This window comes from Falsiroseomonas stagni DSM 19981, assembly GCF_900114315.1.
Lineage (GTDB): Bacteria > Pseudomonadota > Alphaproteobacteria > Acetobacterales > Acetobacteraceae > Falsiroseomonas > Falsiroseomonas stagni.
Map to the genome: position 1 here is coordinate 689,190 of NZ_FOSQ01000002.1, position 15,341 is coordinate 704,530.

12 protein-coding genes are annotated in these 15,341 nt (G+C 72.8%); 10 read left to right on the forward strand and 2 right to left on the reverse strand.

Going from position 1 to position 15,341, the window contains the following annotated elements:
• From tssC (BM041_RS09820) to BM041_RS09860, 9 genes are all read left to right on the forward strand, one after another.
• Nucleotides 1-1,494 (forward strand): type VI secretion system contractile sheath large subunit, encoded by a 1,494-nt coding sequence (gene tssC, locus BM041_RS09820; RefSeq protein WP_092958819.1) that lies wholly within the window; start codon nt 1-3, stop codon nt 1,492-1,494.
• A 22-nt stretch (nt 1,495-1,516) separates the two neighbouring features.
• Nucleotides 1,517-3,049, forward strand: a complete 1,533-nt coding sequence (tssC, locus tag BM041_RS09825) for a type VI secretion system contractile sheath large subunit (RefSeq protein WP_092958821.1) — start codon at nt 1,517-1,519, stop codon at nt 3,047-3,049.
• A 29-nt stretch (nt 3,050-3,078) separates the two neighbouring features.
• Nucleotides 3,079-3,858 carry a type VI secretion system accessory protein TagJ gene (locus tag BM041_RS09830; protein ID WP_092958823.1) on the forward strand — a complete coding sequence of 260 codons (780 nt, stop codon included), beginning with the start codon at nt 3,079-3,081 and terminating at the stop codon, nt 3,856-3,858.
• 35 nt (nt 3,859-3,893) lie between these two features.
• On the forward strand, nt 3,894-4,364 hold the full coding sequence (gene tssE, locus BM041_RS09835; protein WP_245761997.1) for a type VI secretion system baseplate subunit TssE: 471 nt from the start codon (nt 3,894-3,896) through the stop codon (nt 4,362-4,364).
• Between the two features lie 3 nt (nt 4,365-4,367).
• Nucleotides 4,368-6,197 carry a type VI secretion system baseplate subunit TssF gene (tssF, locus tag BM041_RS09840; RefSeq protein ID WP_092958827.1) on the forward strand — a complete coding sequence of 610 codons (1,830 nt, stop codon included), beginning with the start codon at nt 4,368-4,370 and terminating at the stop codon, nt 6,195-6,197.
• The gene (tssG, locus tag BM041_RS09845; protein ID WP_175533846.1) at nt 6,194-7,174 is read left to right on the forward strand and encodes a type VI secretion system baseplate subunit TssG; all 981 of its coding nucleotides are present in this window, start codon (nt 6,194-6,196) and stop codon (nt 7,172-7,174) included. Before tssF ends, tssG begins: the two co-directional genes overlap by 4 nt.
• Entirely contained in the window at nt 7,171-8,712 is a 1,542-nt protein-coding gene (locus BM041_RS09850) for a class I SAM-dependent methyltransferase (RefSeq protein WP_092958831.1), read from the forward strand. The genes tssG and BM041_RS09850 overlap by 4 nt, the downstream gene beginning before the upstream one ends.
• Nucleotides 8,713-8,795: 83 nt before the next feature.
• Nucleotides 8,796-9,479: an OmpA family protein gene (locus BM041_RS09855; RefSeq protein ID WP_281244525.1), complete on the forward strand. Its 684-nt coding sequence runs from the start codon at nt 8,796-8,798 to the stop codon at nt 9,477-9,479.
• 160 nt (nt 9,480-9,639) lie between these two features.
• Nucleotides 9,640-10,593, forward strand: coding sequence for a hypothetical protein (locus BM041_RS09860; protein WP_139226014.1), 954 nt, complete (start codon nt 9,640-9,642; stop codon nt 10,591-10,593).
• 216 nt (nt 10,594-10,809) lie between these two features.
• On the opposite strand, the gene BM041_RS09865 is transcribed toward BM041_RS09860, so the two are convergent.
• A complete protein-coding gene (locus BM041_RS09865; protein WP_092958837.1) occupies nt 10,810-13,128 on the reverse strand; it encodes a serine/threonine-protein kinase in 2,319 nt (772 codons plus the stop codon).
• Between the two features lie 178 nt (nt 13,129-13,306).
• On the opposite strand from BM041_RS09865, the gene BM041_RS09870 reads away from it, so the two are divergent.
• Complete coding sequence (locus tag BM041_RS09870; protein WP_092958839.1) at nt 13,307-14,452, forward strand: Gfo/Idh/MocA family protein; 1,146 nt, start codon at nt 13,307-13,309, stop codon at nt 14,450-14,452.
• 16 nt (nt 14,453-14,468) lie between these two features.
• Here BM041_RS09870 and BM041_RS09875 read toward each other — a convergent pair whose 3' ends face one another.
• Nucleotides 14,469-15,335: an HpcH/HpaI aldolase/citrate lyase family protein gene (locus BM041_RS09875; protein WP_092958841.1), complete on the reverse strand. Its 867-nt coding sequence runs from the start codon at nt 15,333-15,335 to the stop codon at nt 14,469-14,471.
• Nucleotides 15,336-15,341: the final 6 nt, after the last annotated feature.

The window sequence follows — 15,341 nt, forward strand, 5'->3', positions numbered from 1 at the left end:
ATGAGCTCGACCCAGTCACAGCCTGGCGCCGCCGGCACGACGACCGAGGAGACGGGCCTCGGCCTGCTCGACCAGGTCATCGGCGCGACCAAGCAGACGGAACGCGACCGCGCGCAGGAACTCATCAAGGCGCTGACCGAGGAAGCGCTGAAGGGCACCGTCACCTTCAGCCGCAACCTGTCCCAGACATTCGACCGCGCGATCGCCGCCATCGATGCCAAGGTCAGCGAACAGCTGAACGCGGTGATGCACCACGCCCGCTTCACGCAGTTGGAGGGCAGTTGGCGCGGGTTGCACTACCTCGTCTCCAACAGCGAGACCGGGACCAGCCTCAAGATCCGGATGCTGCAGGCCAGCAAGAAGGATATCAGCCGCGACCTGCAGCGCGCGGTGGAATTCGACCAGAGCCAGCTGTTCAAGAAGCTCTACGAGAACGAGTTCGGCACGCCGGGTGGCGAGCCCTACGGCGCCATCGTCGGCGACTATGAATGGACCGCCCATCCGGATGATGTGGAGACGCTGCGGCTGATCTCCAACGTCGCCGCCGGCGCCTTCGCGCCCTTCATCTCCGGCGTCGGCGCCGGCATGTTCGGCATGCAGGACTGGCGGGAGTTGTCGAAGCCCCGCGACCTGTCCAAGATCTTCGAGACGCAGGAATACGCGAAGTGGCGTGCGTTCCGGGAGACGGAGGATGCACGCTTCGTGGCGCTGGTCATGCCGCGCGTCATCGCCCGCCTGCCCTACGGCGCCGCCACCAAGCCGGTGGAGGAGTTCGCCTATGAGGAAGCGCCGCGCAACGCCGATGGCAGCGCGCAGGCGATGGGCCACAACGACTATTGCTGGATGAACGCGGCCTATGTGAAGGCCGCGCGCCTCACGGATGCTTTCGCGCAGTACGGCTTCTGCACCGCGATCCGCGGCGCGGAGGGTGGCGGCAAGGTGGCGAACCTGCCGAACCACGTCTTCACCTCCGACGACGGCGACAGCGACGCCAAGTGCCCGACCGAGATCGGCATCACCGACCGGCGGGAGGCGGAGCTCAGCGCCCTCGGCTTCCTGCCGCTCTGCCACTACAAGAATACGGATTTCGCGGTGTTCTTCGGGTCGCAATCCGTGCAGAAGCCGAAGAAGTACGACCGGCCGGAAGCGACGGCGAATGCCGCCATCTCCGCCCGCCTGCCCTACATGATGGCGACCAGCCGTTTCGCGCACTACATGAAGGTGATGGCGCGGGACAAGATCGGGTCCTTCATGGAAGCGTCGGATTGCGAGACCTGGCTGAACCGCTGGATCCAGAACTACGTCAACCCGATGGAAGGCGCGGGCCAGGAATCGCGGGCGAAGTATCCGCTGCGGGAGGCGATGATCGAGGTGAAGGAGGTGCCGGGCAAGCCCGGCGTCTACAACGCCGTCGCGCATCTCCGGCCCTGGCTGCAGATGGAGGAACTCTCCACCTCCATGCGCATGGTCGCGCGGATTCCGCAGAAGTCCTGACCCCGGAACAGGACCGCCGATCATGCCCGCGGAGGCCGCGCCGCCGCCGCTACGAGAGGCGGTCCTCACCGGACGGTTCTTCGGCCGCGCCGATGGCGCGGCCGGGGGCGCGCTGGCCGCGCTGATCGCATCGCCGGATGCGGGGTGCGTGCTGCGCGACTGGTTCGGCGAAGCGCGCCTCGCCCGCTTCGCGCGCGATGACCAGCCGGCGGAGGCGCTGCGCGGGGCCCTCGACCGCGATATCGCGAAGATCGACCAGTTGCTTTCCGCGCAGCTCGATGCCGTGCTGCACGCGCCACGGCTGCGGCGCCTGGAGGGTTCGTGGCGCGGCCTCGCCTGGCTGGTGGAGCGCATGGCGGGTGGCGGCGGACGCATCCGCGTGAAAATGCTGACGGCGCGATGGACGGAAATCTGCCGCGACCTGGAACGCGCGGTCGAATTCGACCAGAGCCAGATGTTCCGCAAGATCTATGAGGAGGAGTTCGGCACCGCCGGCGGCGAGCCGTTCGGGCTGATCGCGGCGGATTACGAGATCCGCCACCTCCCCTCCCCCACCCATCCCACCGATGATGTCGGCGCGCTGACGGCGCTGGCCGGCGTGGCCGCCGCGGCCTTCTCGCCCATCGTCTTCGCAGCCTCCCCGGAACTCGTCGGCCTGGACGGCTTCGCCGAGGCAGGGCCCGCCTTCGATATCGCCAGCGTGCTGCAGGGGTCGGAACATGCGCGCTGGCGCAATGCAGCGGCGCAGGAGGATATGCGCTTCCTCTGCGTCGCGCTGCCGCGCGTGCTGGCACGCCCGCCCTGGGCGGATGACGGCGCGCGGGCCGATCGCTTCCGCTATCGCGGCCATGCCGCGGGGGCGGCGCAGCGGGTCTGGACCACACCCGTCTATGCGCTGGCAGCCGTCGCCATCCGGGCTTTCGAACGCTTCGGCTGGCCTGGCGAAGTGCGGGGCGCGGAGCCGCAGGAGGATGCCATCGGGGGCGTTGTCGATGGCCTCGCCTGGGAACGCTTCGCTTCCGACCCGCCGCATGGGCCACCGCCGCGCCCGCCGCTCGACCTCGCGCTCACGGATGAACAGGAACGGCAGGTCAGCGACGGGCGCCTGGTGCCGCTTTCGGCGCTGGAAGCGCAGGCGGAGGCCAGCTTCGGCGCGCTGCCTTCCCTCCATCGCCCGCCCCGCATGAACACCGCGATCGCGGAGGCGAACCAGCGCCTGTCGACGCAGGTGAACACGCTGCTCTGCGTCAGCCGCTTCGCCCACTGCATCAAGCTGATGGGACGTGACATGGTGGGATCGGGGCGGGAGGCGGAGGATGTGGAACGCCAGTTGCAGAACTGGCTGAACCGCTTCGTCAGCGGCCTCGGCACCGGTGGTGCTGAGGTGACGGCGAAGTATCCGCTGCTGGAGGCGAAGGTCGAGGTGCGGGAGCGCCGCGGCAAGCCCGGCGTCTATGGCTGCACCGTCCACCTGCAGCCGCACCACCAGCTGGACGAGGTCGGCGCGGCCTTCCGCCTCGTCACCGAATTCGCGCCCCGCCGCGTGGCGGCGTAACCGATGACAGCCGCAGGGAAGACAGGACGATGACCACCGCAGGGGATGCCTTCCGCGCCGGGGACCTGGCCGGGGCGCTGGCCGCCGCGACCGCCGCGGTGAAGGCCGCGCCGACCGACGCCGATGCGCGCTGGCTGCTGGCCGAGCTTCTGCTGTTCAGCGGGGAGGCCGAGCGTGCCGACCGCATGCTGGACGCCGCGGCACTGCATGAACCCAATCCCGCCGTCCTCGAATTCCGGCGGCTGCTGCGGGCGGAAGTGGTGCGCGGGCAGGTGCTGCGCGAAGGCCGCGCCCCGAAATACCAGGGCGATGATGCGACGCCGGCGCAGCAGGCGGCGCTGCGCGCCCGCATCGCGCTGCGCGCGGGTGACCTCACCGCGGCGGCGGAAGCAGCGGCGGAGGTCGAGGCGCTGCGCGCCCGCACGCCGGGCAAGGCCGGCGACACGCCCTTCGACGACCTTCGCGATGCGGATGACCTGATGGCCGCGGAGTTCGAGGTCCTGACAACGGCAGGCGAGCACATGCTGGTGCCGGTGGAGCGGGTGCGATCCCTCTCCTTCGACCCGCCGCGGCGCCCGCGTGACCTCTATTGGCGGCGCACGACGATCGAACTCAAGGACGGGACGGAAGGCGTGGTCTTCATGCCCGCGCTCTATGCGGGGCCGGAGGCCGATACCGGGCTCAAGCTCGGCCGTGCCACGGACTGGACGGAGGATGCCGGGCCGGTGCGGGGCCGCGGCCAGCGCGTGCTGCTGGCGGGGGAGGAAGCGCTGCCGATCGCCAGCGCCACATCGCTGGTGTTCGATTGAGTGGATCGCGCCCTGGCGGAGGCCCGCGCAACCCGGTGCAACGGGCGCGGCTGCCGCTGCTTGATCGCCTGCTGGATGCCGATCCGGCCACGCCGGAACCGCCGCCGCCCAGCGCCGCCGTGGCGCTCGACCTGCTGCGCAACGCCGTGCGGCGGGACCTGGAGGCGGTGCTGAATGCGCGCCGCCGCCGTCGCCCGCTGCCCCCGGCGCTGGAGGAATTGCCCGCATCGCCGCTGGGCTACGGGATCCCTGACGCGACCTCCGGCGCCTATGCCGTGCCGGAACGCCGCCAGGCCCTGGCGCGAGAGGTGGAGGCAACGATCCGGCGCTTCGAGCCGCGGCTGATGGCGGTTCAGGTGACGCTGATCGAGGAGGAGGAGAATCTCGGCCGGGCGCTACGCCTGAAGGTGGAAGCGGTGCTGCGCGCCGACCCGGTGCCGGAACCCGTGAGCTTCGAGACGCTGCTGGAGCCTGTGTCGCGCGACGTGACGGTGCGGGAGGGATAGGCCGTGTCGGACGACCTTCTTCCCTTCTACAACAGGGAACTCGCCGCGATCCGCCGCCTGGCGGGGGAGTTCGCGGAGGCGAACCCGAAGGTCGCCGGGCGCCTGCGCATGACGCCGGATGCGGTGGATGACCCGCATGTGGAGCGCCTGCTGGAAGGCGTCGCCTTCCTGGCCGCGCGGGTGCAGCACCGGCTGGATGACGAACTGCCGGAACTGACTGATGCGCTGCTGGAACTGCTCTGCCCGCATCTGCTGGCGCCGGTGCCGTCCCTGACCACCTTGCGGCTGCTGGCCAAGCCCGAAGCGACCGGCGCGTCGCGCGTGCCGCGCGGCACGACGGTGGAGACGGAGCCGGTTCGCGGCGAACGCCTGACCTATCGCACCTGCCATGACGTGACGCTGTGGCCCATCGCGGTGGAGGCCGCGCGGCTGTCGGGCCTGCCGCTGCCGGCGCCGGCCAATCCGCAGGCGGCGGGGGCGGTCGCGGTGCTGCGGCTGACGCTGGCGACCACCATCCCGGACCTGCCGATCGCGGCGACGGGGCTCGACCGGCTGCGGCTGCATCTGCGCGGCCCGGCGCCGCTACCGACTCAGTTGCTGGAACTGCTCTGCACCTCCACCATCGGGATCGCGCTGGCGGATGGGCCGGGCGATCCGCGCCCCACCCTGCTGCCGCGCGAATGCCTGCGCCATGCGGGGTTCGAGCCGGAGGAGGCGGCGCTGCCCTGGCCGCCCCGCGCCTTCACCGGACACCGCCTGCTGACCGAGTATTTCGCCTTCCCCGAGAAGTTCCTCTACCTGGAGCTGGAGGGGCTGGAGGCGCGCAGCCTGGTGCAGCGCAGCGGGCGGATGGAGATCTTCATCTACCTCTCCCGCGCCGTGGCGGAGCTGGAGCGCAGCGTCTCCGCCGAGCACATCGCGCTGGGCTGCACGCCGGCGGTGAACCTGTTCCGCCAGCCCTGCGAGCCGATCGCGCTGGACGGGACGCAGAGCGACTGGCTGGTGGTGCCCGACGCCCGCCGCCCGGCGGCGCTGGAGGTCTATGCGGTGGAGACGGTGCGGCTGAGCCGGCCGGAGGATCCCCGCCCGAAGCGCGTCCCCGCCTTCCACCGCCTGCGGCATGAGGAAGGCGCGGACCAGGTGGCGCCAGGTGTCCACTGGATCGCGGCGCGCCGCCCCGCGCCCGGCGTGCTGGGCGGCAGCGAGACGCGGCTGATGCTGCGCGATCCGCATTTCGACCCCGCCCTGCCGGCCGATGGCGTGCTGGGCGTGGATGCGCTGTGCTGCAACCGGGACCTGCCATCCCTGCTGCCCTTCGGCGGTGGCCAGCCGCGGCTGCGGATCACCGATCCCACCGCGCCGGCGGCGGGCGCCGAATGCCTGTCCCCGCCCACGCCGACGCTGCGGCCGCCATTGCGGGAACGCAGCGGCTGGCGGCTCGTCTCGCATCTCGCGCTCAATCACCTCGGCGTCACGGGCGGCGCGGAAGCGGCGATGGCGCTGCGGGAGATGATGCGCCTGCACGATCTGCGGGATACGGCGGAATCGCGCCTCGCGCTGGATGGGCTGGTGTCGGTCCAGGCGAGGCCCGGCGTGGCGCGGCTGCCGGGGGTGCGGCCGGGCAGCTTCGCGCGCGGGCTCGACATCACGATGACCTTCGAACCCCAGGCCTGGACGGCGGGCGGGCTGTTCCTGCTGGCCGGGGTGCTGGAGCGCTTCCTCGCGCTGCAGGTCTCGGTCAACGCCTTCGTCCGCTCCGGCGTGGTGCTGCGCGGGCGCAGCGGCAGCGTGGCGGCCTGGCCGGCGCGCAGCGGGACGCGGGTGCTGCTGTGACCGAACCCTCGCCCCTCGACCGGCTGAAGCGCGAACCGGCGCGGTTCAGCCTGGACCAGGCGGCGGCCATCGTCGCGCCCGGGCGGGACCCGACGGAGATCGACTTCCGCACCAGCCCCCGGCTCGGCGCGCCGGGGGGCGAGGTTTCGTCGGCGCTGCCGGAGGAGCGGCAGATCACCTCCCCGACCTTCGGGCTGATCGGCGCCGGCGGCGTGCTGCCGCGGCACTACACGGCGCTGGTGGCGGCGGAAGCCCGGCGGCGTTCGACCGCGCTGCACCGCTTCCTCGACCTTCTGGCCAGGCGCTTCACCGGGCTGTTCGTGAAGGCCGGCGCCAAGTACCGGCCCGCGCGCAACCCCGTGCCGGCGGAGACGGTGCTGGCGGCGGCGGCCGGGCTCGGCACGCCGCATCTGGTCGCGCGCCTGGCGACACCGCTGCCGGCGCTGCTCTACCACGCCGGCGCCCTCGCCTCCCGCAGCCGGAGCGCGGAGCGCCTGCGCGGCCTGCTGGCGGAGGAAGCGGGCGTGCCGGTGCGGATCGTCGAATTCGCCGGCGGCTGGGTAAGGCTGCCGGCCACGGAACAGTCGCGGCTGCCGCGCCTCGGCAGGTTGGGCGGCGGCGGGCAGCTTGGCGTGGATGCCGTGGCCGGCGCGCAGATCTGGGACCCGAGCGCACGGTTCCTGGTGGAGTTCGGGCCGCTGAACCTGGCGCAGTTCCAGGCCCTTCTGCCCGGGTCGCCTTTGCATGGGCGTCTGGTGGAGCTGGTGCGGCTGCAACTGGGCCTGGAGCAGGATTTCGCCTTCAACCCGATCCTGGCCGCCGGGGCGGTGCCGCCGCTGGCGCTGGGCGGCGAAGCGGGCGCGCGCCTCGGCTGGACCAGCTGGATGACCAGCCCCCACCCCCGCCGGCGCGATGCGGCGGATGCGATGCTGGGCCCGGCGACGCCCGCGCCCGAGACGGAGAGCATGTCCCGATGAGCACCCCGGCCGCCTGGTCCCGCGGCTATCCCGTGGCGGAACCCTACCCGCCGGCCTGGCATGGTTTCCAATCCCCGGCCCATCTGCGCGCGACGCTCGCGATGATGGGCGTGGCCTGGGAAGTCGGGCCGGAGACGCCGTTGCGCATCGCGGAGATCGGCTGCGGCAGCGGCTACAGCGCCAATGTGCTGGCGGCCGGCTGCCCGGCGGCGGAGGTGATCGGCTTCGACTACAACCCCGCCCATATCGCGGAGGCGCGGTCCTTCGCCGCTGAAGCGGGCCTTGCCAATGTGCGCTTCGAGGAAGCGGACCTGGCGGAGCTGGACGGGCCGGCGCTGGAGGCGCTGCCGGCCTTCGACCTGGTGCTGGTCCACGGCTTCTGGTCCTGGGTGGATGACCGGGTTCGGGATGGCGTGCTGCGCCTGCTGCGCCGCCGCCTCCAGCCCGGGGGCGTGGTGCTGATGACCTACAATGCCATGCCCGGCGCCGCCCCGGGGCTGGCGCTGTGGCGCCTGGTGCGGGGCATGATCGCCGGCGCTCCCCCGGGCAGCGACGCCTTCGCCGCGGCGAAGCAGCAGGTGGAGCGGCTGGTGGCGGCGGAGGCGCGGAACCTGCTGCCCTCCGTGTGGCGGAGCCTGCTGCTGGGCGAGATGGGCGATGCCCGCCCCGGCTACATGCTGCATGAATTCGCCACCGAGCACTGGCGCCCGGCCTTCTTCGCCGACGTGGCCGCGGCGATGGGTAGCGCGCGCTGCGAATACGCCGGCAGCGCCACGCTGTCCGAGAACTTCCCCTCCATGACGCTGTCCGCCGCGCAACAGGCGCTTTGGCGGGAGGCGCCGGACCAGGCGGCGCGGGAACTCGTCACCGATCTCTGCGTGCCGCGCGCCTTCCGGCGGGACGTCTATGTCCGCGGCATCCGGCGCGTGAGTGCCGAGGCGGCGACGGATGCGATCATGCTGGTGCCGACCAGCCTTTCGCAGCGCGAGGTGAAGCTGGTGACCCAAGCCGGCGAGGCCGCGCTGCCCCCGCACATCATCGGCCCGATGCGCGAAGCCCTGCTGCAGGGGCCGCAGAGCATCGCCGCGCTGCGGGCCCTGCCGGGCTGTGGCGGCGCCACGCCGCAGGAGACGCTGACGATGCTGGTCGGCAGCCACGTGGCCATGCCGATGTGGCAGCACCCCGGCGCGGTGGCGGCGGACAGCGTGGCGACGGCGCGGCGGGTGAACGCGGCCTCCATGCGCCGCCTGGCGCCGCATGGCGTCAGCCCGCTGGCCGGCGAAGGCGCGCGCCTGGCCCTGGCGACTCCGGTCCTGGGCGGCGGGCTGCCCGCGGACCCGCTGGAGATCGCGGTGGCCACCCTGATGGCGCAGGAGCCGCCCGGGCCCGATGGCGGGGTCGACGTGCCGGCGCTGATGGGCCGCCTGGTGCCACCCGGTCCGCCACCGCCGGCGGAGGCCCTGGCCGGCGTGCAGGAATCGGTCCTGGCCGTGTTGCGGCAACGCTGGCCGCTGTGGCGGGCGCTGGGCATCGCATGACCGCCAATTCGCCATCGGGCCGCCACGGCGCGCCCCCCAGACTTCACGGCGCCGCGGCGCCGCCCCCCTTGAGGAGACGATCGATGCGATACGCTTCCCTTCCCCTGGCCGGGGTGCTGCTGGCCACCGGCCTCGGCATCGGCGTGCCGGCGCCGGCGATGGCGCAGAACGATCCGGCGGCGCTGCAACTGATCGAGCAGCTGCGTCCCCGTACGCGGGGCATCCGCCTGCCCGCGCCTGCCGATGCCACGGCGCCGGCCAGCCCGGTGGCGCCGGCGGCCGTTGCGCCCGGCGGGCCGTCGGCGCAGCCGGCGGAGGCGCCCGCCCCCGATCCGGCGAAGCCGCCGGTTGCCGCGGCGCCGGTCGCCCCGCCGCCCCTGGCCGCGGTGGCGCCCGGCACCACGGCGCCGGCCGGCGTCGCGGCCGTGTCCATCACCGTGACCTTCCCGAGCGGCTCCGCCAGCCTGACGCCGCAGGCGGAGGCGACGCTCGCGCCACTCGGCCGCGCGCTGTCATCCCCGGACCTCGCGCCCTTCCGCTTCAGGATCGAGGGCCATACCGACAGCGTCGGCGATGCCGCCAGCAACCAGCGCCTGTCCGAACGCCGGGCGGAGGCGGTGCGGGGGTACCTGGTCGCCAAGCACGGCGTCGCGCCGGGGCGGCTGGAGGCGGTGGGCCTCGGCGAGACCAGGCTGCTCGTACCGACCCCCGATGGCTGGGACGAGCCGCGGAACCGCCGCGTGCAGGTGATCAACCTGGACGACTGAGGCAGCGGGAGCGTCACCCGGGCGGAGGGGTGCAATGAGCGGGCCTGCCGATGATGAGACTGTCCGCCTGCCGCCCCGGCGCCCGGCGCCCCCGGCCCCGTCTGCGGTCACCTGGGGAAGCCCGGCGCCCTTGCCGCGGCGCGCGCCCCGGCGCTGGCCAATGGCCCTGGCGGTGGCCGGCCTGCTGGCGGCGGGCGGCGTGGCGGGGGGCGTCTGGTGGAGCTGGGTAGCGCCGGCGACGGAGCCACCGGCCGCGGCGCTTCCGCCCCCCCCACCCGTGACGGCCACCCTGCCCCCACCTGTCGCGGCCACCCCGCCGCCGGCGGTCGCGGCCCAGCCGGCGGAGCAAGCTCCCTCGCGCCTCGCCCGCATGCCGGTGCTGATGGACCTGCCCGGCATCCTCGCGCACCGGTCCTCCGCGCCCACCATGCTGCGCCTGGCGGAGGAGACGGCGGTCTTCGTGCTGGACTTCCCGAGCCTCGACCAGCAGGGCGCGGCGCTGAACCGGGTGGCGGCGCTGGTGGAGAAGGCCGGGCTGCCGCGCGACCGCGTGCTGACACCGGCCGAGATGGCGGCAGCCATCGCCCGCGCGGGAGACACGCCCGCCACCTACTACTACGGCCACAATTACCGGGGCGCGGAGCTGGAGCGCTTCTTCGCCCTGGCCGCGCGGGACGGGCTGGCGCTGTCCCCCGACGAGGCCTGGGTGGAAGCCCAGCTCCGCCTGGCCCGCGGCCTGCTGCCGCGGGAGCGGGAGATCGCGCTGGTCTCCATCGCCGCGCCCGGGCCGCTGATGGACGAAGCAGCGCGGGCGAGCGTTCTGCGGCATGAGTTGAGCCATGGCTATTTCGCCACCCGCCCCGCCTATGCCGAGCATATCCGCCGGGTCTGGCGGGAAGGCTTCACGGAGGCGGAGCGCGAGGCGTTCCGGCAGTTCCTGGCGCGGGAGCATTATGATCGCAGCAACGAGGAGGTGATGCTGGACGAGGCGCAGGCCTATCTGCTGCACACCCCGGACCCGCGCTTCTTCAGCGCTGCCCATCTCGGTCTGCCGGCGGCGCAGGTGGAGCGGATGCGGGCCCTGATGCGCCGGGGGGCGCCCGGGCTGGAGTGAGCTTCTGTGGCCTTTAGGTCACTAACCCCTTTTAGCCGTTTATGCCGATTAGACGCATTTAGCACCGATTTCGCGGCCCCGATGATCAACATCATCCGATGTCATCTATACAATTATCTCAGTCATTGGCATATGGCATGCACCAAGCCGTAGCTGACCACCGAGGCGGAAAGAACATAGCAAGAACATCGACGAAAGGCCAGCAATTCCGCGGCCTCAGCGGCGCTGCACCGTCTCCACCACCACCGCCCGCGCCGCCACGGCGCTGTTCTGCATCCGGGCGTCGCGCAGCGCGGCGCCGAGGGCAGCCAGGTAGTCGTCCAGCGATTCGATCACCGGGCGCGGCTGGGGAAAGAGCGGCCGTTCGGAGGCGAAGACGACGATGAGGTCCGTGCCATAGGGCTCATCCACCTCCCACCCCGGAAAGCCGGGACGGGGATCGCCGAGCCGCACCCTCGCCCCGGCGCCCTGGGGCTGGGAGGGGACGAGGTGTACGATCTCGTTCGATTTCATGATGTAGCTGACATAGAGGTAGCTGGCGCGGTCCGGCATCTGCACGTCCAGCCGCAGCAATTCCGCATGCTGGAGGGGCTGGGTGCCGGCGATCTGCACGCGGGGGGCCGCAGCGGCAGGGGCCGCGACCTGGCGCAGCACGTCGAGCGCGCCGCAATAGGGACCGTCGAAGGGTTGCAGGCTCAGCGTGGCGGCGGTGGCCGGCACGCCGCGATCGGCGAGCACACGCCGGATCTGTGCCTCCCCTCCCCGCCGCAGCACGCCGGATACGCTGACCGCCTGGTCAGTGAATGTGCCGTCCAGCAGGCTGCAAGGTGCGGCGGAGGCGGCAGCCTGGGCCGCGGCGCGGAAATCGATCCGGGGGGCCACGGGCGCCGCAGCCGGTTGGGGCGCGGGTTGCGGGGGCGGCGGTGCGGGGGTGGGCAGGGCCGCGATGACGGGGCCGGGCGCGCTCTCCGGCGCGGGCTTGGCAGGGGCCGGCTGCGCGGCCGCCTGGGGGGCGGGCTGCGGTGCGACGGCGACGGGCGCGGGCTGCGGCGCGGGTTGGGGCGCCACGGCCACGGGCGCGGGCTGAGGCGCCGGTTGGGGGGCCGGTTGGGGCGCCACGGCGACGGGCGCGGGTTGCGGAGCCACCGCGACCGGGGCGGGTTGCGCGGTGCCGGGCGTAGGGGCGCTGGGCGGCGGGGCGGCAGGGGGTGGGGCGATGGCCACCGGCGGGGCCAGGGGTGCCGGGCTGGCGACAGGCGGCGGGGCAGCCTGGGGGGCCAGAACACCCAGGCCGGTGGGCGGGGCTGTCACCGCCGGCGGCGCGGCAGCCTGGCTGGGGAGGGAGGGCGGCGGCAAAGGCGGCGTGGCGGGCTGGGCCGGAGTCGGGCCCGCCGCCGGGCCCGGTGGGGCCGGCGGCGTGACGGCGGGCGGCGGGGTCGGCGTGGCGGGATCGCTGGCAGCGGGCGGCAGGCTGGCGACGGGCGCCGGGGCGGGGTCCTTGCCCATCAGGAAGAAAGCCGCGGCGCCGGCCGCAACCAGCGCCGCCAGGCCACCGCCGATCAGCGCCGGTGACGGGCCGGCCGGGCGCGCCGGTGGCGGTGGCGCCGCGGGCGGTGCGGCTGGCGGCGCGGGCGCGCGGGATGGGGCGGCGACCATGGTCGCGTCATCGAGGCCCGGCAGCTTGCCGGCCCCGGCAAAACCGAAGCCGGTGGCCTCCGCGCTGCCGGCGGTGCGGATCGCCTCCGCGAAGGCGGTGGCGCTGGGGAAGCGATCATCAGGGCGCTTGGCCAAGGCGCGGGCCAGCACGGAATCGAAGCCGCGCGGCGCGCTGACGGCAAGCTGGCTCGGCGGCGGCGGTTCCGTGTTCAGCACGCGGTGCATGAGGGCGGTGTAGTTGCCCTCGAAGGGCTTCTCCCCCGTCAGCAGCTGGTAGAGCACGACGCCCGCGGCCCAGATATCGGCGCGGGCATCGACGGCTTCGCCGCGCAGCTGTTCGGGCGCCATGTAGGCGGGCGTGCCCATCACGGTGCCGACCTGCGTCATCGAGGAATTCTCGATCCGCGCGATGCCGAAATCGGCGATCTTCACCGACCGGTCGCCCGCCAGCATGATGTTGGCGGGCTTGATGTCCCGGTGCACCACGCCGCGGCCATGGGAATAGGCCAGCGCCGAGAGGATCTCCTCCATCAGGCGCACCACCTCGGCCACCGGCATGCGGTCGCCGCGGTCGATGATGGATTTGAGGGAGCCGCCCTCCACCATCTCCATCACGATCCAGGCGGTATCGGCATTCTCCCCGTAGTCATAGACGCCGACGATGTTGGGATGGCTGAGCCGGCCGGCGGCCTGGGCTTCGCGGCGGAAGCGGGCGTGGGCTTCCTCGGCCTCCGCATCGCCACCGCCGGGAAGCTTGACGAGCTTCACGGCGACGCGGCGCTCGATCATGCGGTCGAAACCCTCGACCACCGTGCCCATGGCGCCGGCGCCGAGCGTGCCGCGTGCCTCGTATTTGCCTGACAGCTCCCTCGGCAGCATGGACCCCGCCTGCGGCCCTGGCCGCGATCAATGCGTGAAGGCGGTGATCCCCGCCGGTATCGGTGGTTGCGACAATAGGGGCACGCGACGGCGGCGGGAAGCGTGATGCGAGCGGGTGGCGGAGCGGGATTGCTTCGCCTAGCGTCGCGGGCGGGGATTCTTCCAGGGACGAACGGTCATGGCAGTGCGCAGGCTCGGCATCATCTTCAATGGCGCCACGGGCGAGTTGGCTCGGCGGCAGCACCTGCCGGCGCTGGTGGCGATGCGGGAGGAAGGCGGGCTGCCGCTGTCGAACGGCGACCGCGTGATGCCGGATGTGATCCTGGTGGGGCGTTCCGCGGAACGCCTGGCGCCGGTGGCGAAGGCGACGGGTTTCGCGCGCTACACCGATGACATGGCCGCAGCACTGGCGAATGGCGATGACACGCTGTTCTTCGATGTCGGCGCCACGGGCGGGCGCGTCGATGTCCTGAAGCGCGCGATCGCGGCGGGCAAACACATCTACACGGACAAGCCGATCGCCCCTGATGTGCCGACGGCGATGGCGCTGGCGGCCGCCGCCGACGCGGCCGGCGTGAAGCACGGGACGGTGCAGGACAAGCTGTTCCTGCCGGGCTTCGCCACGCTGCAATCCATCATCCGCTCCGGCGTGCTCGGCCGGCTGCTGGAGGTGCGGCTGGAGATGGGGCGCTGGATCTGGGACGGGGAGGACCATCCCGGACAGCGGCCGAGCTGGAACTACCGGAGGAAGGATGGGGGCGGGCTCATCCTCGATATGTTCCCGCACTGGCGCTACATGCTGGATCACCTGGTCGGTGAGGTGCAGTCGGTCTCCGCCGTGGCGCGCACGCAGATTCCGCGGCGCCGGGACGAGCAGGGCGCGCCCTATGACGTGGATGTGGAGGACGCGGTCTTCGCCAAGCTGGAACTGGCAGGCGGCGTGATGGCGTCGGTGAACTGCTCCTGGGCCACCCGCGTCCGCCGCGATGCGGGCATCCAGGTGCAGGTGGATGGCACCAGGGGATCCGCGGTCGGTGGCCCCTATGAATGCTGGATCCAGGATGAGGCGCAGACGCCGGTGGAAGGCATCTCCGCCGCCATCAAGATGACGCGCAGCTTCTTCGATGACTGGACGCCGGTGCCGGTGCCGACAGGCATGGTGAACAGCTACCGCGCGGGGTGGGAGAAGTTCATCCGCCATGTGATGGAGGACGCGCCCTTTCCCTATCCGCTGGTGGAAGGCGCGAAGGGCGTGCAGCTGGCGGAGGCGGCGTATCGCAGCGCCGCCGAACGGCGCTGGGTGGATCTGCCGAAGCTGGGCTGAGGTGGCCGCGGGCGCGTCAGCCCGCGCCCGCCATGGCGATCAGGTCGCGGGCGCGCTTCGCGACGGGTTCGTCCACCAGCTTGCCGCGCACGATGATGGCGCCGCTGCCGCTGGCCTGGGCGGCGGCATAGGCGGCGTCCACCTCCCTCGCCCATTCCAGTTCCGCGGCGGGGGGGATGAGGCCCGCGCGGAGCGGCGGGATCTGGGCGGGGTGGATGGCGAGCTTGCCGCCGAAGCCGATGGCGAGGCTGGCGCGCATCGCAGCTTCCGCGCCTGCCGCATCCTTCACATCGAGATGCACGCCATCGATGGGGGCGGCGAGGCCAGCAGCGCGGGAGCCGGCGACGCAGAGGCGCTGGGCATGGAGGATGGCGGCGTCCGCATCCGCGGCGCCCGTGCCGAGATCAGCCAGCAGATCGACCGTGCCGAGGGCGACGCGCGTGATGCCGCAGGCGCGCCACGGCAGTTGCGCGATGTTCACCAGGCCACGGGCGGTCTCGACGATCGGCAGGATCTCGATGGAAGCGGGATCGCGGCCGAGCGTGCCGCAGAGCTGGCGGAAGGACCAGGCGAAGGCGGAAAGCTCCTCGGCACTGTCGGCCTTGGGAAGGACGATGCCCTCCGCCCCCGCGGCCAGCGCCGCGTGCAGGTCAGCCAGGCAGAGCGGCGTGGTGGCGGCGTTGACGCGGACATAGCGGCGGGCGGCACCGACGCGCGGCGTGGCGAGCAGCGCGGCCAGCGCATCGCGCGCAGCCGACTTCTCGTGCGGGGGAACGGCATCCTCCAGGTCCAGGATCGCCGCATCGGCGGCGGCGGCCATGGCGCCTTCCGCGCGGCGCGCGACATTGGCGGGGGCGAAGAGGAAGAGGCGGGGCGTGGTCATGGGGCG